The organism is Pseudoduganella sp. LjRoot289 (assembly GCF_964252925.1).
Lineage (GTDB): Bacteria > Pseudomonadota > Gammaproteobacteria > Burkholderiales > Burkholderiaceae_D > Rugamonas.
On the sequence record NZ_CAXUPN020000001.1, the window covers coordinates 6,045,307 to 6,066,562 of the forward strand.

Sequence of the window (21,256 nt, forward strand, 5' to 3'; positions counted from 1 at the left end):
AATCCACATTCTAACCGAGCCGCCAATAAAAAAGACGCCCGCAGGCGTCTTTCGGTGCACGGCCCGGGCCGGGCTTAGAAGCGGTGGCGCATGCCGAGCTGGATGCCCTTGCTGGACTGGCCCGGCTTCGAGGTGAAGCCGCCCGAGGCGCTGGCCGCGCCGATCGCGTACTGGCCGTCGTTCTCGTTCTTGATGTAGGCGGCGATCGCGTACACGTCGGTGCGCTTGGACAGGTTGTAGTCGTAGCCCAGGCCGTACTGGGTGGCGTCGCTGGCGTCGGCGCGCTTGTCGTCCTGGCGCACGACCGAAGCCATGATGCGGCCGGCGCCCACTTTGTAGTGCAGGCCGACCTGGTAGCTGATCGCGTCCAGGTAGAAGTTGCGTTTCAAGGTGGTGTTGATGCGGGCCAGCATGGTCGGGATCAGCGGCGCCACGGCGGCCGGCAGGCCGGCCGGCAGCTGGGCCGCCAGGGTGTCGCCGACCAGGCGGATGATGACCGAGTTTTCGTTCTTCTGCTTGTGCGCGCCGGCGAACAGTTTCCACTGGTCGAAGGAGTAGGCGCCGGCCAGGGTGGTCGTGATCAGACCGCGTGCGCCGACCTGGTCGGTGCCGTGGTTGTGGCCCAGGCCCAGGTCCCAGCCGTTGGCCACGTAGCGCACATTGGCGCCCCAGGAGCGCTTGTCCAGGCCGATGTAGCCCGACTTCTCGGTGCCGTACATGGCGGATGCCTTGAGGCCGTTCGGCAGTTCCATGCGGTACTGGATCGACTTGTCGGAACGGATCGCCACGCCGGCCGTCAGCAGGCCGCCGGTGCCGCCTACTATGCCGCCCCAGCCCGCTGCCGTGCCCGATTCGAACACGTCGCCGGCGGCCAGCACTTCGTAGCCGGGCGTGTACATGCGGCCCAGCAGGACCGCGCCCACCGGCGTCACCAGGCCGACCATCGAGGTGCGGTCGAACAGCGCGTTGTTCGGGTTGACGTTGACGGCCGGGTTGACCGCGCCCACCACGATGTTGGTGACGGCGGCGCCGACGGCTGCCGGCAAGCCGGGGATCGTCAGGTTCAGGCCGTCGGTCAGGGCCAGCGTGCGATTGCTGCTCAGGTTGCCGGTTTGCTGGCGGCCGGTGTCGAGTTCAACCCGCGCTTCCAGGTTGAAGATGGCCTTGTAGCCGCCGCCGATGTCTTCCACGCCGCGGAAGCCGAGGCGGGAGCCGTCGGCGATACCGCTGACCAGCTTGGTGCGTGCGTCGCCGCCGCCGTTGTTGACATACATCACGCCGGCGTCGGCAATGCCGTAGATCGTGACCGAGGACTGGGCCATGGCCGGCAGGGCGAAGCAAGCGGCAATACCCGCTGCGAGCAATTTAGTTTTCATGCAGTCTCCAATGAATTATTCGTATGTACTCAAAATAGTACGTGCGTACTAATCCGGTGCAACCAATATGACATGGCGGGCTAACCTTGTACAGAAAGCCATGTTGGCTTCTGCGGTCACAGTTGCGAAAAAGTCACAGCGCGCCAAGAAAACGCCCCGGATTCGACGGGAACGGCGTGCCGGAAGAAAAAAACGGACCCGCGCGCGGGTCCGTCCAGGCTGATGCCGATGGCCGCCGAGGCGGCCCGGGCATCAGAAGTTGTGGTGCACGCCCACCGAGTAGTGGTTGACGGTGCTGTCGTTGGTCGTTGCGACCGCCGCCGGCAGCGGGGTCTTCTTGTTCGACAGGTCGAAGTAGATATAGGTACGGGTCGAGAGGTTGTATTCGTAGCCGATCGACGCCTGCTTGGTTTTCAGGATGCGGTCCGGCGTCTTCTGGCCGTAGCCCAGCAGCAGCTTGCCAGGGCCCATGGTGTAGTTGGCGCCGATCACCCAGGCATCGGTCTCGTGGTTGGCGGCGGTCGATACCACAGTGTGGTCCTGGTCCTGCTTCTGGTAGGACGCCATCAGCTTGAGCGCCGGCAGCGGCTTGTACGACGCGCCCACCGACCACATCTTCGTTTCGATGGCGTTGCGCTCATACGCTGCGAAGGCGGCGAACTGGTTCAGCGTGTAGGTGGCGCTGGCGCCCCATGGGTTGGCGGACGGCATGGCGTTGACGCCGTACTGCGGCGCCAGGGCGGTACCGCGGCCGATGATGGCGGTGGTGTTGCCCAGCGCTTCCTTGGCGGCCACGGCCACGTTCAGCTGGAAGCCGCTGACGACAGGGGTGTTGTACCAGACCGCGTTCGAGAAGCGGTTGCCGGATGCGCCGGGAGGGGCCAGCGGGTCGCTGTTATAGCCGGCCACCTGCAGGTTGGTCTGGAAACCGGCCACGGCTGGCAAGCCGTTCCACGGTTCGAAGGCGGTGACGGTTTCCTGGAACGGGGTCAGGCCACGGCCCAGGCGCACGGTGCCGAAGTCGCCTTGCAGGCCGACGCGGCTCTGGCCCTGGAACAGTGGGCGGCTGTTGGCACCGCTGGTGCTTTCAATGGTGCCGGTGTCCGGCTCGTAGCGGATTTCCAGTTGGAACAGGGCTTTCAGGCCGCTGCCCAGGTCTTCGACGCCGCGGAAACCGAGTTTGTTATTGTCGCGCTTGCCGATCTGGGCGGTGGTGCCCGTGGTTTTCGAAATGCCGGCATCGATCGTGCCGTAAATAGTGACGGACGATTGCGCGTGAGCTCCTGCGAAAGCGCCTAACAGTGCCAGGGCCACTAATGATTTTTTCATTTGTTCTTCCTTTAAGAGAAATCGGTCAAAGAGCTAAAAACATGAAAGCGCGTGCACTCGGCACTTAACTGCTCTAAACCTTAATTGCTGGCTGCTGCAGAGACGAAGGATTGGTCGATTATGAGGGGCTGTATTGGTCGAAAGCCCAAAAAATGTCGTTTCTTGTTGTATTTTTGAAACGCTTGAATAGCTGTCCACAGCGCCCTGGCGGGATGGGTGTTCCTTTCCTATAGTTAATGGATTGCTATTCAGCGTACACGTAACACGAGGGGGTATAACTTGAGCGATATCAATTACTTAGCAAATAGGCGCGCAACACTTTGGTATTAAAACTACACTTAGTGTTACATTTGTCTGGGCTGGCTTTGTTGGAATGTGGCAAGATTGACATACGCGAAGCGCTTGGCCGGTATCGGCCGGGCGCTTTGCACGCAGCGTTTTCTTGATTGAATCATATTAATAGTGGAACGATGGCAAATCGTGAAGAACTAGTAATGATCAGAGGGGCGCGCGCCGGGGATCCCCAATGCCAATTGGCCTTGGGAAAACTGTATCTGTTCGGCGGCGCCAGCTTGCCGCAAAGCCTGCCCACCGCGCTGCACTGGCTGCATCGCGCGGCGGCGCAGGGCCGCGACGAGGCATGGCGCCTGATCGGCAACCACGTCGGCTATGAACACGCGCAGCACAGCCGCGAGGCGGTGCTGCCTTGGTACGAGCGGGCCTGGGAGGCTGGCGTGCTGCCGGCCGGCTTGGTGCTGGCGCAGCTGGTGCTGCTGGGGCCGGTCGGCGAGGCCGCCGTGCTGGGTGCGGCCGGCGTGGCCGGCGCCTTGGGCGTGGCCGGCGCGGCCGCCGCCGCCCGGGCCGCCCTGCGCGCCAAGGCCATGCAGGCGCTGGACGCGGCGGTGCGGGCCGGCTTGCCGGACGCGCTGCAACTGCAGGCGCTGCAGCGCTTGACGCCCGCGCCGGCCGCCAGCCAGTCGCCCGCGCCCGCGATGGAAGCCCCTATGCCGCACTTCGTTCCCGACTTCCCCCCTCATATCCCGCAGGCCGTGCCCTTGCAGTACGCCGCGCTCGACGCCGCCTGGGAACGACTGTCCCGCGCCGCCTATCTGGAGCAGGCGCTGCCGCTGGCGCGCCAGTTGCTGCAGGACGCGCCGCCCGACGCCGAGGCCGCCCGCCTCGGCGGTTGGCAAGCCGGGCCGCAGCAAGTGCTGCTGCTGTCGCGCTGCGCCCAGGCGCTGGCCGAAGCGCTGGAGGCGGGCGGCCAGCCCGGGCTGGGCGAGGACATCGAGGCAGACGAGACCGCGCTGCGCTGCCGCGAACTGGCTGCGCACGGCGGCGACCGCACCGCCCAGCTGGCGCTGGGATTGTGGTTCGCGCGCATGAACAGCGACGGCCAGCGCATCCACGGCGGCATCGCGGCCGTCAACTTCAAGCGCGCCATCCGCTGGCTGACGCAGGCCGGCGAGCAGGGCCTGGCGGACGCCTGGTTCGCGCTGTCGCGCATCTATATCAAACCGGAATTCTCGCAGCGCAGCGTGAGCGAGGCGCAAGCCTGCCTGGAGCGCGCGGCCGACATGGGACACAGCGCGGCGCAGCTGGAGTGCGGCATCCACGCCTGGCGCACCCGGCGCGGCGACGAGGAAAGCGATGTGCGCGCCGCCTACTGGCTGCAGAAGGCGGCCGGGCAGGGCAGCGTGGAGGCGCAGGGCGCGTTGCGCCGCATCGCGCCCGATGGCGGCGTCCCGAGCTGGGCTGCAGGCTTGCCGGGGATATCGCGCGAAATGCAGCGCAACCAGCCGCTGCTGGCTGCGCGCGTCGAGCTGGCCGGGCTGTTCGGGCTGACGCGGGCCGAAGCCTTGTTGCTGGATGTGAAGGCGGCCGACCGGGGCCATTGCCTGGTGGTCGATATCCGCGCCAGCTACGGGCGCAGCAAGCGCCGCCTGGTGCTGGTGCACAGCGCCCAGCAGCGGCAGGCGCTGGACCGGGTCGCGCGCCTGTTCGACAGCGTCGACGCCGGCCTGTCCGGCCCGGAGGGCAATTACCGCCAGCGGCTGTACCGCTTGAAAACCTGGCTGCCGGAAGACAGCGCAAACGACGGGCTGTTGCCGGCCTGACCGTGTCATTCCCGCTCAAGCGGGAATCCATGCCTCGCTGGCAAGGCCGCCGAACGGGATTCCCGTTTGCACGGGAATGATGGGGGCGCCGAGCCGGGGACGCCGAGCCGGGGACGCTGGCCCGTGGCCCAGGCTGGGCCTAGATTTCTATTTCGCCTTCAAACACCGTCACGGCCGGGCCGGTCAGCCAGACCGGCTGGCCTTCGCCCGCCCAGGCGATGGACAACTGCCCGCCGCGCGCGTCCACCTTCACCGGCGAGTCGAGCAGGCCGCGCCGGATGCCGGCCACCACTGCCGCGCAAGTGCCTGTGCCGCAGGCCAGCGTTTCGCCCACGCCGCGCTCGAACACGCGCAGGCGGATGTGCTGGCGGTCCACCAGTTGCATGAAGCCGGCGTTGACCCGGCGCGGGAAGCGCGGATGGTGCTCGATCAGCGGACCGGTCAGTTCCACCGGCGCGCTGTCGACGTCGCCCACCAGCTGCACCGCGTGCGGGTTGCCCATCGATACCACCGACACCAGCACGGTCTCCTTGTCGCCGCCCAGTTCCAGCACCAGCGGCCACAAGGTGTCCTGGCCCTCGGCCACGCCCTGCAGGCCGTCGGCGTCGAACGGCACCAGGGCCGGGGCCAGTACCGGCGCGCCCATGTCCACCGTCACGCTGCCGTCGTCCTCCAGGCGCGGCGCGATCACGCCGGCCATGGTCTCGACGGTGATGCTGCGCTTGCCGGTCAGGCCTTTTTCCGAAACGAACCTGGCGAAGGCGCGCGCGCCGTTGCCGCACTGTTCGACCTCGCCGCCGTCGCTGTTGAAGATGCGGTAGCGGAAGTCGCAACCCGGCCGGGTCGGCTTTTCCACCACCAGCATCTGGTCGGCACCGACGCCGAAGCGGCGGTCGCCCAGCTGCTTCCACTGCGCTGGCGTGAAATCGATCTGCTGGCCGATGGCGTCGATGACCACGAAGTCATTGCCGGCGCCGTGCATCTTGGTGAATTTGAGTTTCATAGTCTGTCGTGTAGTCGTGCTAGCGCGCCTTGCCGTAGAAGGAAGGTTCGCCGTTGGGACGCGTTTTGAAGCGCTTGTGTGTCCAGAAATATTCCGCCGGGGCCTCGCGCACGCGCTCCTCGATAAAGGCGTTCATGCGGCGCGTGGCCTCCACCATGTCCGGACCCGGATAATCGTCCCATGGTTGATAGAATTGTACCTGCCAGCCCTGGTAGTTGGGCAAGAAGGTGGAGATCACCGGCATCACCTGGGCGCCGGTGGCGGCGGCGATGCGGCCGGTGGCCGACAGGGTCGCGGCCGGCACCCCGAAGAAGGGCACGAATTCGGCATCCTTCTCGCCGAAATCCATGTCCGGCAGCATGAAGTAGGGCAGCTTTTCCTTCAGCGCGCGCAGGATGGGCTTGATGCCGTCCAGGCGCGTGAACAGGCGCACCGGCTTGAAGCGCGCGCGGCCGTCGCGCAGCACCTTGTCGAACACGGCGTTCTTCTGCTGCACGTACATGGACGAGGCCGAGGCTTGCATGGCGATCGCCGCGCCGGCCACGTCCAGGCACACGAAGTGCGGGCACAGCAGGATGGTGGGCCGGTCCGTCATGGCCTGCACGGGCACGCCGGCGGTGTCCGGATGGGCGCCGTCGAAGGACACCACCCGGATCAGGCGCTGCAGCCGCGCCGGCGAGGCCCACCACAGGATGGAGCGTTCGAACACGCTGCGCGAGTAGGCCTGGAAATGGCGCCGCGCCAGCGCGGTGCGCTCGGCCTCCGACAGTTCGGGCAGGCACAGGCGCAGATTGACCAGCGTGATGTCGCGCCGCGGCTTCATGACGATGAACAGCAGCGAGCCGACCGCCGCGCCGAAACGGCCCAGCACCGGCAGCGGCAGCCAGTGCAGCAGCCACATGAATCCCAGCAGCGCCCTCATGGCGTCTCCGCCGTGGCTGCCGCGGCAGCGGCGCCGGCCGGCACCTTGTAGCGGTTGTAGCTCCAATAATATTGCGCCGGCGCGCGCGCGATCAGCCGTTCCATGGCCGCGTTGATGGCGCGCGCCTGTTCGGCGCTGCTGCCGGCCAGCGTGTCCTCGAACGGCACGAAGCGGATCACATAGCCGCGCCCGAAAGGCAGCCGTTCGGCGTAGGTGACGATGACCACCGCGTCGCCCATCTGCGCCAGCTTGGCCGGCAAGGTCATGGTGTAGGCGCTGCGGCCGAAGAAGTTGGCGAACACGCCTTCGCCCTCCTGCGGCACCTGGTCCGGCAGCAGGCCGATGGGCATGCCCTTCTTCAGCGTCTTGGCCAGCATGCGCACGCCGGACATAGTGGCCGGCGCCAGCAGCAGGTTCTTGCGCGCGCGGGCGCCCTCGATGAGCGGCTTGAGCGCCTCCTTTTTCGGCGGCCGGTACATCACCATCAGCTCGGTGCGCAGCGCAATTTCCTGGGCGACAATTTCAAAACAGCCAAGGTGTGGCGTGAGGAATACAATGCCGCGCCCGACGTCCAATGCCGTTTGCACCAGCTCCCAGTTCTCGGTGCTGGCGTGGCGCGACACGCGCTCCGGCGCCGCGCACCAGATGAAGGGCAGCTCCAGTATGCTCTTGCCGGACTCGGCGATGGCCGCGCCCAGATGGCGCTCATAGCCGGCCTGGCGCATATTGTCGCGCATGCGGCGGCGGTGCGAGGGCGACAGCAAATACACCAGCCAGCCGAGCGCGGCGCCCAGCGCATGCAGCACCGGCAAGGGGAAGTGGGATAGAAAGCGGAAGAGGGAGACGAGCATGTGTTCAGGTCCGGCAAAAAAAGCTTTGCTCTGCCAAAAGTTTTTAAAAGAAGCGTAAAATACCACGTATGCAGTATCCGCTGAGTTAACAGACAACTTGCGAAGCGGAATATAAATATCGCTAAAGCGTCGCAAGCCAGTTTGGTTGTTGCGACATGTTTACCAAACGTATCAGGAGCTTGCGATGTCTTCCAACGATTACCTCTTCACCTCGGAATCCGTGTCCGAAGGCCACCCGGACAAGGTCGCCGACCAGATTTCCGACGCCATCCTCGACGCCATCCTGGCGCAGGATCCCAAAGCGCGCGTCGCCGCCGAAACGCTGTGCAACACCGGCCTGGTGGTGCTGGCCGGCGAGATCACCACCTTCGCCAACGTCGATTATATTCAAGTGGCGCGCGAGACCATCAAGCGCATCGGCTACGACAACACCGACTACGGCATCGACTACCGCGGTTGCGCCGTGATGGTGTGCTACGACAAGCAGTCGCCGGACATCGCCCAGGGCGTGGACGAGGGCGCGGGCCTGGACCTGGACCAAGGCGCCGGCGACCAGGGCCTGATGTTCGGCTACGCCTGCGACGAGACCCCGGAACTGATGCCTGCCGCGATCTACTACTCGCACCGCCTGGTCGAGCGCCAGTCGCAGCTGCGCAAGGACGGCCGCCTGCCATGGCTGCGTCCGGACGCCAAGTCGCAAGTGACGCTGCGCTACGTCGACGGCCGTCCCGTCGCCGTCGACACCGTGGTGCTGTCGACCCAGCACGCGCCGGAAGTGAGCCACAAGCAGATCGAGGAAGCCGTGATCGAAGAGATCATCAAGCCTGTGCTGCCGGCCGGCTGGCTGAAGGACACCAAATTCCTGGTCAACCCGACCGGCCGTTTCGTCATCGGCGGCCCGCAGGGCGACTGCGGCCTGACCGGCCGCAAGATCATCGTCGACACCTACGGCGGCGCGGCGCCGCACGGCGGCGGCGCGTTCTCCGGCAAGGATCCGTCCAAGGTTGACCGTTCGGCCGCCTACGCCGCGCGCTACGTGGCCAAGAACATCGTCGCCGCCGGCCTGGCGCGCCAGTGCCAGGTGCAGGTGTCATACGCCATCGGCATCGCCCGCCCGATCAACATCACGGTCTACACCGAAGGCACGGGCGTCATTTCGGACGACGCGATCGCCAAGCTGGTGCTGGAACACTTCGACCTGCGCCCGAAGGGCATCGTGCAGATGCTGGACCTGCTGCGCCCGATCTACCAGAAGACCGCAGCCTACGGCCACTTCGGCCGCGAAGAGCCGGAATTCACCTGGGAGCGCACCGACAAGGTCGCGGCCCTGCGCGCGGCCGCCGGCCTGAAGTAAGCATGCTGAAGTAAGCGTGCTGTAGCAAGCATGCTGCATCGCCGCCGCGGCTATGGACGCGGCGGGTTTTTCTGCTAGAATCCCTCTTCCGAGGAGCGCTGCGACCCGCCAAGCAAGTACCAGGCAGGCCAGGCTCGGAAATCAACACCGCGCTCACGTACCTTTTTCAACCATTGAAAGGAGGGCGTGATGAACGCCGTACTCAAATCCGCACAAGACTACATCATCGCTGACATCGGCCTGGCCGCGTGGGGCGAAAAAGAAATCAAGATCGCCGAAACCGAAATGCCCGGCCTGATGGCGATCCGCGAGGAATTCGCCGCAGCCCAGCCGCTCAAGGGCGCGCGCATCACCGGTTCCCTGCACATGACCATCCAGACCGCCGTGCTGATCCGCACGCTGGAAGCCCTGGGCGCGCAAGTGCGCTGGGCCTCGTGCAATATCTACTCGACCCAGGACCACGCCGCAGCGGCCATCGCCGCCGTCGGCACCCCGGTGTTCGCCGTCAAGGGCGAGTCGCTGGACGAATACTGGGACTACACCCACCGCATCTTCGAGTGGCCGGGCGACGGCGTGTACTCGAACATGATCCTCGACGACGGCGGCGACGCCACCCTGCTGCTGCACCTGGGCACCCGCGCCGAGACCGACATCTCGGTGCTGGCCAACCCGGGTTCGGAAGAAGAGATCTGCCTGTTCAAATCGATCAAGGCCCACCTGGCCAAGGACCCCGCCTGGTACTCCAAGCGCCTGCCGGCCATCCTGGGCGTGACCGAGGAAACCACCACCGGCGTGCACCGCCTGTACCAGATGCACAAGGAAGGCAAGCTGGCTTTCCCTGCCATCAACGTCAACGACTCGGTCACCAAGTCCAAGTTCGACAACCTGTACGGCTGCCGCGAATCGCTGGTCGACGGCATCAAGCGCGCCACCGACGTGATGATCGCCGGCAAGATCGCCGTCATCGCCGGCTACGGCGATGTGGGCAAGGGTTCGGCCCAGGCCATGCGCGCGCTGTCGGCGCAAGTGTGGGTCACCGAAATCGATCCGATCTGCGCGCTGCAGGCGGCGATGGAAGGCTACCGCGTCGTGACCATGGACTACGCCGCCGAACACGGCGACATCTTCGTCACCTGCACCGGCAACTACCACATCCTGACCGAAGCGCACATGCTGGCCATGAAGGACCAGGCCATCGTCTGCAACATCGGCCACTTCGACAACGAGATCGACGTCGCGTCGCTGAAGAAATACGAGTGGGACAACATCAAGCCGCAGGTCGACCACGTGATCTTCCCTAGCGGCAAGCGCATCATCCTGCTGGCCGAAGGCCGCCTGGTGAACCTGGGCTGCGGCACGGGCCACCCGTCGTACGTGATGTCGTCGTCCTTCGCCAACCAGACCATCGCCCAGATCGAGCTGTTCGTCAACACCAAGGCCTACCCGGTCGGCGTGTACGTGCTGCCCAAGCACCTGGACGAGAAGGTCGCCCGTTTGCAGCTGCGCAAGCTGAACGCGCAGCTGACCGAGCTGACCGCAGAGCAGGCCGCCTACATCAACGTGAAAAAAGAAGGCCCTTACAAGCCTGAGCACTACCGTTATTAAGTCGCGGCATGGTCATTCCCGCGCAGGCGGGAATCCCTACACCGTGGCCATGCCGGCGCAGCATGGATTCCCGCGTACGCGGGAATGACATCGGCGCCGGCGCCTGTTTGATGCGAGGCTATCTATGCGTTTGGTCCTTACCTGGTTAATCAATGCGGTGGCACTGTTCGCCGTTCCCTACCTGATGCATTCCGTCGATGTCACGAGCATGGGCGCAGCCCTGGTCGCAGCCTTAGTGCTGGGCCTGGTCAACACACTGATACGTCCCGTCCTGCTGCTGCTCACCCTGCCGGTGACGGTGCTGTCGCTGGGCCTGTTCATCCTGGTCGTCAACGGCTTCATGTTCTGGCTGGTGGCGCACTGGGTCGACGGCTTCCACGTGGACAGCTTCTGGGCTGCCATGGGCGGCGCGATTTTATACAGCGTGATTTCCTGGGCTTTGTCCACCTTACTTCTGAAGAATGCCGATGGAAACCCCTAATTTCAGTATCGAGTTTTACCCGCCGAAGACGGCGGAAGGCGCCGAGAAGCTGCGCGCGGTGCGCGCCAAGCTGTCCGAGCTGCATCCCAAGTATTTTTCCGTGACCTTCGGCGCCGGCGGCACCACGCAGAACGGCACGCTCGACACGGTGCGCGAAATCCTCGCCGCCGGTGACGACGCCGCGCCCCACCTGTCGTGCATCGGCGGCACGCGCGAGTCCATCCGCGCCCTGCTGAACGAATACAAATCGCACGGCATCAAGCGCATCGTGGCGCTGCGCGGCGACCTGCCGAGCGGCTACGGCGCCTCCGGCGAGTTCCGCTACGCCAACGAGCTGGTCGAATTCATCCGCGCCGAGACCGGCGACTGGTTCCGCATCGAAGTGGCGGCCTACCCGGAAGTGCACCCGCAGGCCAAGTCGCCGCAGGACGATTTGCTGGCCTTCGAGCGCAAAGTGAAGGCCGGCGCCGACGCCGCCATCACCCAGTACTTCTACAACGCCGACGCCTACTTCCAGTTCGTCGAGCAGACCGGCAAGCTGGGCATCACCGTGCCCATCGTGGCCGGCATCATGCCGATCACCAACTACACGCAGCTGATGCGCTTCTCCGACATGTGCGGCGCCGAGATCCCGCGCTGGGTGCGCCTGAAGCTGGCCAGCTACGGCGACGACAGCGCGTCCATCAAGGCCTTCGGCCTGGACGTGGTGGGCAGCCTGTGCGAACGCCTGCTGGCCGGCGGCGCGCCCGGCCTGCACTTCTACAGCATGAACCAGACGGCGGCCACCACGGCGCTGTGGCAGCGGCTGGTCTGAGGCCTGGCGGCTTACGCGCCGCCGGTGCCAAGCCGCCCTGCGGTAGAGCGTGGCGGATCGCGTATCCCGTATCCCCGTATTGCGTCTCGCGCGGGGCGGGTTAGCGTTCGCTGTTACACGACGTGCCTAAGCCGCCAGCTCCGTCAGCACGGTATCGAGCGCAATGTCGTGGCTATCATCCGGGAAGTCGGCTTGCAGGCAGGAGTATGCGATGCCGACCGTGGCCGGGCGCGGCGCGCGGGCCAGCGTGCGGTCGTAGAAGCCGCCGCCGTAGCCCAGGCGGTAGCCGTGCCGGTTGTAGCCCAGGCAGGGCACCAGCAGCGCCGGCGGGTAGGGCTCCATCCGCAATTCGGCCGGCACCGCCACCCCCATCGTGTCTTTCACCATCGCCTCGCCGATGCGCCAGTCGGCGAATTCCAGCGCCGCGTCCCTTTGCACCACCACGGGCAGCAGCAGCCGCACGCCGCGCCGCGCCAGCTCGGCGTAGGCCGCGTTCAAGTCCGGCTCGTCGCGCAGCGGCCAGTACACGCCCAGCGCCGCCACCTTGCTTTTCAGCTGCCACGCCACCACCTGTTCGCACAGCGCGCGGTCCCAGCGCGCGCGCGTGTCCGGCTCGAGCGCGCGGCGCGCGGCCAGCATCTGTTTGCGCAGCGCCGCTTTCGGGTTGCCGGGCTCTGCCGGCGCTAGGGGCTGGCTGGTGTTGCGTGGTATTCTAGGGTCGCTGCTCATGTCTTGGATCTGTCTTGAATTTTTTGAGAGTCGTACATTGATTTCCCCGTCGAAATGGATTGCCGGCGCCGCAGTTGCAGCCACATGCGCCTTTGCCACGCTGGCCCACGCCCAGGACGCCGGCGCGGACACCCGCAAAGAAGACGACGCCTTCCTGCTGCTGCGCGAAGCCGTGCGCAAGGACGAAACGCCGAAGGCGGACTTCTACGCCGCCCGCTTGCCCAATTATTCGATTCCATCCTATGTCGATTATTATCGGCTGAAATCGCACTGGCGTGACGCCACCACCTACGAGATCCGCGAATTCCTCAAGCGTTACGAAGGCAGCGCCATCGCCGACCGCTTGCGCAACGACTGGCTGCTCGAACTGGGCCGCAAGAAGGACTGGCCGAATTTCGACGACCAGCTGCCGCAGTTCGTGCTCAACGACGATACCCAGGTCAAATGCTACGCCCTGCAGTCGAAGGCGCTCAAGGGCCTGAAAGTGGCCGACGACGCGCGCGCCCTGCTGACTGCGCCCAGCGGCTACGGCGAAGCGTGTGCCGGGCTGATCGCCACGCTGTTCCAGGCCGGCCAGTTCAGCGCCGAGGACGTGTGGGCGCAAGTGCGCCTGGCGGGCGAATTCAACGCCACCGGCCAGGCGCGCCGCGCCATCCTGCTGCTGGGCGGCGTGGACAAGAAGATCACGCAGGCGGTCGACCTGCCGCTGGTGGCCATGGCCAAGGGGCCGGGCGTGGGCCGGGTCGACCATGAAACCTTCCTGGTGGCGGTCGGCCGCGCAGCCAAGACCAGCGTCAAGCTGGCCGTGCTGGCGCTGGAAAAGGCCGCGCCCAGGCTGACGGCACAGGAGCAGGCGATCGGCTGGGCCGGCATCGCGCTGCAATCGTCGTACTCGCTGTCGCCGGAAACCGGCGACTACTGGCGCAAGTCCGAAGGCGCGCCGCTGTCGCTCGACCAGCACCAGTGGAAGACCCGCATCGCGCTGCGCGACGGCGACTGGAAGCAGGTCAAACGCACTATCGCCGCCATGCCGGAGGCGCTGCGCGCCGATCCGGCCTGGGTCTACTGGAAGGCGCGCGCGCTGATGGCCGAAGCGAACGCCGCGCAAGCGACGCCCGAAGCGGCCCAGCTGCTGCGCGGCATCGTCGAGCAGGGCGGCTTCTACGGCTTGCTGGCGCAGGAGGAGCTGGGCCGGCTGATTTCGATTCCGCCGCCGGGCGCGCCGCTCGCGCCGGCCGAGGTGGCCGCGATCGGCGAACGCAGCGGCTTCCAGCGCGCGCTCAAGTTCTTCAGCATGCGCTTGCGCTTCGAAGGCACGCGCGAATGGAACTGGGAGCTGCGCAGCCTCAACGAGCGCGAGCACCTGGCCGCCGCCGAATTCGCGCGCCAGAACCACATCCTGGACCGCATGGTCAACACCTCGGACCGCACCCGCGTGCAGGTCGACTACACGCAGCGCTACCCGTCGCCGCACGACGACATCATGCATCCGGCCACGCAGACGCTGGGTCTGGACAAGGCCTGGGTGTACGGCATCATCCGCCAGGAATCGCGCTTCATCATGGATGCGCAATCGCACGCCGGCGCCTCCGGCCTGATGCAGGTGATGCCGTCCACCGCGCGCTGGGTGGCCAAGAAGATCGGCGTCACCGATTTCGTGCAGGACGCGATCACCGACGTGAAGACCAACATCATGCTGGGCACCAATTACATGAACATGGTGCTGGGCAGCATGGACGGCTCGCAAGTGCTGGCCACGGCCGCCTACAACGCCGGCCCCGGCCGCTTGCGCACGTGGCGCTCGACCATGAGCCGGCCGATGGAAAGCGCAGTCTTCATCGAATCGATCCCCTACTTCGAAACGCGCGTCTACGTGAAAAACGTGATGGCGAACGCCACCTATTACGCGGCCCTGTTCGAAGGCCGCCCGCAGTCGCTCAAAGCGCGCCTGGGCACGGTCGGACCCAAGGGTTATACCGAACAGGAACGCGCCGAAGCCACCTACGGCGGCCGCTAGGCCCGGCAAGTATCATTCAAACTCAGGAACCCCCATGCAAACCACCGAACTGGATCCCACGCTGACGCAAACCCTGGCCACCGCGCGCAAGCCCGGGCTGACCCTCGTCATCGGCAACAAGAACTACTCCTCGTGGTCGATGCGCCCCTGGGTGGCGATGACCGCCTTCAACATCCCCTTCCAGGAAGTGCGCGTGCTGCTGGACCAGTCCGACACCGCCAACAAGATCGCCGAATACTCGGCTTGCGGCCGCGTGCCGGTGCTGCTGGCCGGCGAAATGACGGTCTGGGACAGCCTGGCCATTTGCGAATACCTGGCCGAGCAGTTCCAGGAAAAGCACCTGTGGCCGCAGGACGTGGCCGCGCGCGCGATGGCCCGTTCGGTCTGCGCCGAGATGCATTCCGGCTTCGCCAGCCTGCGCAATTCCATGTCGATGAACATCAAGGGCCGCTATCCGGGCAAGGGCCGCACGCCCGGCACCCAGGCCGACATCGGCCGCATCAGCGAAATCTGGGAAGAGTGCCTGAGCCGCTTCGGCCACCACCAGTTCCTGTTCGGCGAGTTTTCGATCGCCGACGCCTACTACGCGCCGGTGGTGATGCGCTTCCACACCTACGGCGTAACCCTGCCGCCGGCGCTGCAAGCGTATTGCGAGCGCGTGCGCGCGCATCCGGCCGTGGCGCGCTGGATAGACGAGGCCATGGCCGAAACCGAAACCTGCCCGCTGCACGACGCGGAAATGCCGGACTGAGGGTAGGGCGATGGCGATGCGGATCTACGTGGTGGGCGGCGCCGTGCGCGATGAGCTGCTCGGCCTGCCGGTGCAGGACCACGACCACGTGGTCGTCGGCGCCACGCCGGAGGACATGCTCAAACAGGGCTTCCGCCCGGTCGGCAAGGACTTCCCGGTGTTCCTCCATCCGCAGACGCAGGAGGAATACGCGCTGGCGCGCACCGAACGCAAGACCGCGCCTGGCTACAAGGGCTTCGTGTTCCACACCTCGGCCGACGTCACGCTGGAGGAGGACCTGGTGCGGCGCGACCTCACCATCAACGCCATCGCCAAGGCCGAGGACGGCACCCTGACCGACCCCTTCAACGGCCGCCGCGACATCGAACAGCGCATCTTCCGCCACGTCTCCGAGGCCTTCGCGGAAGACCCGGTGCGCATCCTGCGCGTGGCCCGCTTCGCCGCGCGCTACGCCGATTTTACGGTGGCGCCGGAAACCAATGAATTGATGAAGCAGATGGTGGCGCAGGGCGAGGTCGACGCCCTGGTGCCGGAGCGCGTGTGGCAGGAACTGTCGCGCGGGCTGATGGAGCACAAGCCGTCGCGCATGCTGCAAGTGCTGCGCGACTGCGGCGCGCTGGCGCGCATCCTGCCCGAACTGGACGCGCTGTGGGGCGTGCCGCAGCCGGAGACGCACCACCCCGAAATCGACACCGGCGCCCACATGCTGCTGGTGGCCGACTACGCCGCCGCGCGCGGACACGGGCTGGCGGTGCGCTTCGCCTGCCTGATGCACGACCTCGGCAAGGGTGTCACGCCGCCGGAGAAATGGCCGGCCCACCACGGTCACGAAGGCGAGGGCGCCAAGCTGGTCGAGCAGGTATGCAAGCGCCTGAAGGTGCCGAGCGACTGCCGCGACCTGGCCGTGATGACGGCGCGCGAGCACGGCAACGTCGGCCGCGCGCTGCAGCTGCGGCCCAACACCATCGTCACCCTGCTCGAGCGCTGCGACGCCTTCCGCAAGCCGGCCCGCTTCACGCAGATGCTGCTGGCCACCGAGTGCGACTCCTGCGGCCGCGAGGGCAAGGGCGTGAGCTTCCGCGACAAACCCTTCCCGCAACTGGCGCATCTGGAGGCGGCGCTGGCCGCCGCGCGCGCCGTGAACGCCGGCGAGATCGCCCAGCGCAGTGCCGAACAGCCGCAGCGCATCCCCGAGCTGATCCACAGCGCCCGCGTCGCCGCGGTACGCGCTGCGCTGGCGGCGGCGGGAGGGCCATCCGGCGACGAGGAATAGGAGGGCGGAGGCCGTGCTCGGCCGGCGCAGCGCGATTCCTATACAATGGGAGTTCATGCTGCACCGCACAACGGGCGGCGAGGGAGTGAGCCATGACCAGACTGAACCTGTTTCGAAACCCGCTGCGGCGCTGGCTGGGCGGCAGCGCGTACCGGCCGACCGTGCTGGTCAAGGAGCTCGCCGAGCGCGACCGCCGGCGCATGCTGAAGCATTTCATCGCCCTCGAAAAAGCCGACCGCCTGCTGCGTTTCGGCTACCACGCGCAGGACGAGCAGGTCACCAACTATGTGTTCGGCATCGACTTCGCGCGCGACATGGTGTTCGGCGTCTACAACCGCCTGTTCAAGCTGGTGGCGGTCGGCCACCTGGCGTTCGCGCCCAAGGAAGCGAAGCAGTCGGCCACCGAGAAGGAGCGGGTGGCCGAATTCGGCGTGTCGGTGTCGAAATCGGCGCGCGGGCTGGGCATAGGCGCGAAGTTGTTCGAGCGCGCCGCCATCCATTGCCGCAACAACGATGTCGATACGCTGTATATGCACTGCCTGTCGTCGAACCAGACCATGATGCATATCGCAAAGAAGGCGGGCATGGAAATCCAGCGCGACTATGGCGAGGCGGACGCCTACCTGAAGCTGCCGGCGCCCAACCCGGGCAGCGTGCTGCAGGAGGCGGTCGAGGAACAGTTCGCCACGCTGGACTACGCGCTGAAAGCGAACACCCGGGCCGCCGTCAAATGGCTCGACAAGCTGCCCGGGCGCAAGAACAGCTCCTAGCCTAGAACACCGCGTCCAGCGCCACGCTGACCAGCTTGGCGTTGCCGCTGAACGGAATCGCGCTGCGGTCGATCACCTTGTCGAACTGGATCTTCAAGTCCATATTCTTGCGGAAGTCCCAGCGGATGGCGACGAAGCGCGTATTGTCGATCTGCAGGTCGGTGTACAGGTCGGTCAGCTTTTCCGTGTAGTGCGAATAGCCCACCAGCGGCGTGAAGTCGCCCAGCTTGTAGCCCAGCGTGGCGGTCCAGCTGTTGGCCTTGTAGTCCTGGGCCGGACGGCGGAACTGGTTCGCTTCGGCGCGGAACAGGATGTTCTCGTAGTCCACGCTGGCCGAAATGCCCATGATGCGCTGGCGCAGGCCGCGCACCTCGGTGGCGTCCTCGACCGCCGGCGGACGGCTGGTCAGGTCTATGGTGTTCTGCATATAGATCAGGCGCAGGCCCATGAAGTCGTTCGACACGTCCAGGTAGCCGCCCAGGATGCGTTTCCAGGCGTCGTCCACCGGCGCGGCGTAGTAGATGCGCTCCATCTCCTTGTTGTTCTTGCTGACTTCCTGGCCGGTGAAGATGTTGCCGATCACGGCCCAGTCGCCTATGGTCTTGCGGTGGCTGAGGTTGACGCCATTGTAGGCGCCGATTTCCCAGCCGTAGATGTCCTGCGGCACGCGTATCCACGGCAGCGTGTAGCCGATGTAGACGCTGTCGGAGAAGGCGTAGATCGGCAGGCGGCGGCGGCCCGCCTGCAGCGTGGTGTCGGGCGTGATGTCCCAGGTCAGGTAGGCCCAGTCGATCTCGCCCTTCATTTTCTCGGACGCGCGGCTGACCACCTGGGCGGTGGCCGACAGCTGCTCGCTGAACTTGTACTTGAGCTGCACGCCGGCCAGCGATTCCTCGGCCAGGCTGACGCGGCGCTTGTCGTAGACCGCGCCGTGCTCGTAGTTGGCGATGAAGCAGGGGCAGTCGAATTCGTTCCACTGGCCGCTGGTGCCGCCGTAGGCTTTGCCGGCGGCCAGGGTGCCGAAGCCGGAGATGGTCAGGTCGCCCGCGTGCGCGGCGCCCATGCTGGCGGCGCCCAGCAGCAGGCCGGTAATCAGTTTCTTCATAGGTAAGCTCGGAATCAGTTCAGGGTGGCGACGATCTTGACGCTGGCGTCCACGTCTTTCTTATCGATATAGCCGATGCGGGTGGGATCGGCGGCGACGGTCTTTTTCATGTCCTGCTCGCTCTCGACTTCCTGCGGCGGCGTGCCGCCGCCTGTGAAGATGAGCTTGGACCAGATCGAGCGCACTTGCGCCGGATCCTTGTGGCAGGCCTTGGCGTAGAACTGGTCGCGCGCGGCGTTCTTTTCGGGCAGGTTGACCGGGGCCGGCTGCTTGGTCTTGCCGAGGTAGGCCTGGCAGATCAGCTCGGCGGCCGGCGCGCTGGCCTTGGACGAGACGATCACCACCAGTTCGGCGCGCGCAGGCATGGCCAGCGCGGCGGCCAGCAGCAAGCTGCTGCCGCCGGCAAAATATTTGTGATTCATAGGCATGTCGTGGTTACAGGGAATGGAAATTGGAATCGGAACGCGGACGGCGCGGCGCGCGCGCGGCCTGCTCGCGGATGGCCAGCGCCTGCGAGGGCACGGCCGCCAGCGCGGCGCCGGACGAGAGTGGGGAGGAGGCTGAGGCTGAGGCCGCGTTCTGGCCGAGCTTGAACACGCTGACCTCCTGGGCCAGGTTGTTGGCCTGTTCCAGCAGCGAGCCGGCGGCGGCCGAGGCCTGCTCGACCAGCACCGCGTTCTGCCGCGTGTCGTGGTCGATTTCGCCGAGGGCGGCCTGGATATGCTCGATCTCGCTGCTTTGCGCCTGGCTGGCCTCGGTGATCTCGCCCATGATGGCGGTGACGCTGGCAATGCTGCTGACGATGTCGTTCATGGTGGCGCCGGCCTCGTCGACCAGGCGCGCGCCGTCGTCGACGCGGCGCACCGAGTCGTCGATCAGGCCCTTGATTTCCTTGGCCGCCGCCGCCGAGCGTTGCGCCAGGTTGCGCACCTCGGACGCCACCACGGCGAAACCGCGGCCCTGCTCGCCGGCGCGGGCCGCCTCGACCGCCGCGTTCAGGGCCAGGATGTTGGTCTGGAAGGCGATGCCGTCGATCACGCCGATGATGTCGACGATCTTCTTCGACGAGGCGTTGATGGCGCCCATGGTGCCGACCACCTGCGCCACCACGGCGCCGCCCTTCTCGGCCACGCCGGAGGCGTCGCCGGCCAGTTCGTTGGCCTGGCGCGCGCTGTCGGCGTTCTGGCGCACGGTGGCGGTCAGCTGGCGCATCGATTGCACGGTCTGGTCCAGCGCGCCGGCTTCGCGCTCGGTGCGGCCGGCCAGGTCGGTGTTGCCGGCCTCGATTTCCTGCGCCGCGCCGGTGATGGTGTCGCCCGCGGCGCGGATGCGCAGCATGGTAAGGGCCAGCTTGCGCTGCATGTCGTGCAGGCTCAGCAGCAAGCTGCCGCGGTCGTCCGGCAGCGTGCGGATCGTGCTGCTGAAGTCGCCGTCGGCGATGGTGTGGGCGATCGTGATCGCGTATTCCGGCTCGCCGCCCAGTTGGCGCCACAGCAGCCGGATGATGAAGTAGGAGGCGCCCGCCAGGCAGGCCACCGTCAGCAGCGCGACCATGATGTTGAGCCGCATCAGGAAGCTGACGTCGCGCGTGCTGTCGCCCAGGCTGGCGGTGAGCTGCTTGCTTTCGGCCGCGTAGCTCTGGCCCAGGTCGCGCTGCAGCAGCGTCAGCGCGGCCTGCATGGCGGCGATGGTCTTGGGGGCGTCGCCGGCTTCCAGGCCGAGCAGGATCTTGCCGGCCGTCAGCGTCGGCGCGTAGTAGGCGTCGAACTCGCTGCCCAGGCGCGCCGCCGCAGGCGCGTGGCCGTCGATCTTGGCCAGCGCGCCCAGCGTGGCGCGGATGCGCTGGGCCGAGTTCTGGATCGCCACCAGGCCGTCCTTCTCGCCGTCGGCCACCGCGTGCTGCATGCCCTCGGAAATGGCTTGCACGTCGCGGATCAGCGAATTCATGTGGTCCAGCGCCGGGTAGTCGACGCTGCCGGCGCGCCCGATGTGCGCCAGGGCCGAGGAAGTGTAGCTCTGGTTGATGCCGAGGCCGGTGGCGAACAGCAGTGCGGCGATCGCCGGAATAGCCCAGATACGTTGTTTAAATGTAAGTTGCATTTCCGGCATCCACTATGATATGGATAACATCTTATCGTATGTCTTACCGGAAATTCTCTCCAAATCTCACCAACTTGCAAAATGCAAGAAATGTGCGCAACATTTCAACATTGGCGGTCAAACCAGCGGCAGCGCTGTGGTGTCTTTGATACGCTGCAGCGCGAAACTCGACTTCACGTCCAGCACCGCAGGATGGCGCAGCAGGGTCGCCATCATGAAGCGCGAGAAGTGGTCCATGTCTTCCACGTGCACGCGCAGCAGGTAGTCCATCTCGCCCGTCATCGCATAGCAGGCCACCACTTCCGGCCACTGCTCCACGGCCACCGCGAAATCGGCGCGCGGCGAGGTGCCGCTCGGGTTGACGCCCAGCGCGCGCGCGGTGCTGTGGGCGACCGCCGCCGCATCGCTGTGCTTCTCCAGCCGCACGTTGACGTAGGCCAGCAGGCCGAGGCCGATCTTGTCCGGGTCCAGCAGCGCCACGTACTGGCGGATCACGCCTTCCTCCTCCAGCCGCTTGATGCGGCGCAAGCACGGCGACGGCGACAGGCTGACCTGCTCGGCCACGTCCTGGTTGGACAGCCGGCCGTCGCCCTGCAAAATGGACAAAATCTTACGATCGGTTTTGTCGAGCGCAATCTTGGTCATAAATCCCTCATTCA

The 21,256-nt window shown here is 66.1% G+C and carries 19 protein-coding genes and 1 riboswitch; of the genes, 9 read left to right on the plus strand and 10 right to left on the minus strand.

Annotation, left to right across the window (positions count from 1 at the left end):
* Positions 1-74: 74 nt before the first annotated feature.
* Both ACSQ8Y_RS26045 and ACSQ8Y_RS26050 read right to left on the minus strand, forming a co-directional pair.
* Entirely contained in the window at positions 75-1,376 is a 1,302-nt protein-coding gene (locus ACSQ8Y_RS26045; RefSeq protein ID WP_436269302.1) for a porin, read from the minus strand.
* A gap of 252 nt (positions 1,377-1,628) precedes the next feature.
* A complete protein-coding gene (locus ACSQ8Y_RS26050) occupies positions 1,629-2,705 on the minus strand; it encodes a porin (protein ID WP_436269303.1) in 1,077 nt (358 codons plus the stop codon).
* A gap of 470 nt (positions 2,706-3,175) precedes the next feature.
* Here ACSQ8Y_RS26050 and ACSQ8Y_RS26055 point away from each other — a divergent pair, with 470 nt between their 5' ends.
* The gene (locus ACSQ8Y_RS26055; RefSeq protein ID WP_436269304.1) at positions 3,176-4,822 is read left to right on the plus strand and encodes a hypothetical protein; all 1,647 of its coding nucleotides are present in this window, start codon (positions 3,176-3,178) and stop codon (positions 4,820-4,822) included.
* 139 nt (positions 4,823-4,961) lie between these two features.
* Here ACSQ8Y_RS26055 and dapF read toward each other — a convergent pair whose 3' ends face one another.
* Genes dapF through ACSQ8Y_RS26070 form a run of 3 tightly spaced genes read right to left on the minus strand, consistent with a single transcriptional unit; the run spans position 4,962 to position 7,598 of the window.
* Positions 4,962-5,825 (minus strand): diaminopimelate epimerase, encoded by an 864-nt coding sequence (gene dapF / locus ACSQ8Y_RS26060; protein WP_436269305.1) that lies wholly within the window; start codon positions 5,823-5,825, stop codon positions 4,962-4,964.
* Between the two features lie 19 nt (positions 5,826-5,844).
* Complete coding sequence (locus tag ACSQ8Y_RS26065; protein WP_436269306.1) at positions 5,845-6,747, minus strand: LpxL/LpxP family acyltransferase; 903 nt, start codon at positions 6,745-6,747, stop codon at positions 5,845-5,847.
* Complete coding sequence (locus ACSQ8Y_RS26070) at positions 6,744-7,598, minus strand: lysophospholipid acyltransferase family protein (RefSeq protein WP_436269307.1); 855 nt, start codon at positions 7,596-7,598, stop codon at positions 6,744-6,746. Before ACSQ8Y_RS26070 ends, ACSQ8Y_RS26065 begins: the two co-directional genes overlap by 4 nt.
* A gap of 184 nt (positions 7,599-7,782) precedes the next feature.
* On the opposite strand from ACSQ8Y_RS26070, the gene metK reads away from it, so the two are divergent.
* The 4 genes from metK (at position 7,783) to metF (ending at position 11,852) form a co-directional block, all read left to right on the plus strand.
* A complete protein-coding gene (metK, locus tag ACSQ8Y_RS26075; RefSeq protein ID WP_436269308.1) occupies positions 7,783-8,952 on the plus strand; it encodes a methionine adenosyltransferase in 1,170 nt (389 codons plus the stop codon).
* A gap of 84 nt (positions 8,953-9,036) precedes the next feature.
* A riboswitch (S-adenosyl-L-homocysteine riboswitch) is annotated at positions 9,037-9,114 on the plus strand.
* Between the two features lie 27 nt (positions 9,115-9,141).
* Entirely contained in the window at positions 9,142-10,557 is a 1,416-nt protein-coding gene (ahcY, locus tag ACSQ8Y_RS26080) for an adenosylhomocysteinase (RefSeq protein ID WP_436269309.1), read from the plus strand.
* Between the two features lie 124 nt (positions 10,558-10,681).
* Positions 10,682-11,038, plus strand: a complete 357-nt coding sequence (locus tag ACSQ8Y_RS26085) for a phage holin family protein (RefSeq protein ID WP_436269310.1) — start codon at positions 10,682-10,684, stop codon at positions 11,036-11,038.
* On the plus strand, positions 11,025-11,852 hold the full coding sequence (gene metF, locus ACSQ8Y_RS26090) for a methylenetetrahydrofolate reductase [NAD(P)H] (protein WP_436269311.1): 828 nt from the start codon (positions 11,025-11,027) through the stop codon (positions 11,850-11,852). The genes ACSQ8Y_RS26085 and metF overlap by 14 nt, the downstream gene beginning before the upstream one ends.
* Positions 11,853-11,978: 126 nt before the next feature.
* Here metF and ACSQ8Y_RS26095 read toward each other — a convergent pair whose 3' ends face one another.
* Positions 11,979-12,581: a 5-formyltetrahydrofolate cyclo-ligase gene (locus ACSQ8Y_RS26095; RefSeq protein ID WP_436269312.1), complete on the minus strand. Its 603-nt coding sequence runs from the start codon at positions 12,579-12,581 to the stop codon at positions 11,979-11,981.
* A gap of 37 nt (positions 12,582-12,618) precedes the next feature.
* On the opposite strand from ACSQ8Y_RS26095, the gene ACSQ8Y_RS26100 reads away from it, so the two are divergent.
* The 4 genes from ACSQ8Y_RS26100 (at position 12,619) to ACSQ8Y_RS26115 (ending at position 17,392) form a co-directional block, all read left to right on the plus strand.
* On the plus strand, positions 12,619-14,598 hold the full coding sequence (locus ACSQ8Y_RS26100; RefSeq protein WP_436269313.1) for a transglycosylase SLT domain-containing protein: 1,980 nt from the start codon (positions 12,619-12,621) through the stop codon (positions 14,596-14,598).
* A 34-nt stretch (positions 14,599-14,632) separates the two neighbouring features.
* A complete protein-coding gene (locus ACSQ8Y_RS26105) occupies positions 14,633-15,349 on the plus strand; it encodes a glutathione S-transferase family protein (protein WP_436269314.1) in 717 nt (238 codons plus the stop codon).
* Positions 15,350-15,365: 16 nt separating this feature from the next.
* Positions 15,366-16,622: a multifunctional CCA addition/repair protein gene (locus ACSQ8Y_RS26110; protein ID WP_436269914.1), complete on the plus strand. Its 1,257-nt coding sequence runs from the start codon at positions 15,366-15,368 to the stop codon at positions 16,620-16,622.
* Positions 16,623-16,714: 92 nt separating this feature from the next.
* Positions 16,715-17,392 (plus strand): N-acetyltransferase family protein, encoded by a 678-nt coding sequence (locus ACSQ8Y_RS26115; RefSeq protein ID WP_436269315.1) that lies wholly within the window; start codon positions 16,715-16,717, stop codon positions 17,390-17,392.
* 1 nt (position 17,393) lies between these two features.
* Here the strand turns inward: ACSQ8Y_RS26115 and ACSQ8Y_RS26120 are convergent, their stop codons facing one another.
* The 4 genes from ACSQ8Y_RS26120 to ACSQ8Y_RS26135 all read right to left on the minus strand — a co-directional run bounded on the left by ACSQ8Y_RS26120 (position 17,394) and on the right by ACSQ8Y_RS26135 (position 21,242).
* The gene (locus ACSQ8Y_RS26120) at positions 17,394-18,497 is read right to left on the minus strand and encodes a hypothetical protein (protein ID WP_436269316.1); all 1,104 of its coding nucleotides are present in this window, start codon (positions 18,495-18,497) and stop codon (positions 17,394-17,396) included.
* A gap of 14 nt (positions 18,498-18,511) precedes the next feature.
* Positions 18,512-18,919 (minus strand): hypothetical protein, encoded by a 408-nt coding sequence (locus tag ACSQ8Y_RS26125; protein ID WP_436269317.1) that lies wholly within the window; start codon positions 18,917-18,919, stop codon positions 18,512-18,514.
* A gap of 13 nt (positions 18,920-18,932) precedes the next feature.
* The gene (locus ACSQ8Y_RS26130) at positions 18,933-20,597 is read right to left on the minus strand and encodes a methyl-accepting chemotaxis protein (RefSeq protein WP_436269318.1); all 1,665 of its coding nucleotides are present in this window, start codon (positions 20,595-20,597) and stop codon (positions 18,933-18,935) included.
* 117 nt (positions 20,598-20,714) lie between these two features.
* Positions 20,715-21,242, minus strand: coding sequence for an Lrp/AsnC family transcriptional regulator (locus ACSQ8Y_RS26135; RefSeq protein WP_436269319.1), 528 nt, complete (start codon positions 21,240-21,242; stop codon positions 20,715-20,717).
* Positions 21,243-21,256 lie beyond the last annotated feature (14 nt).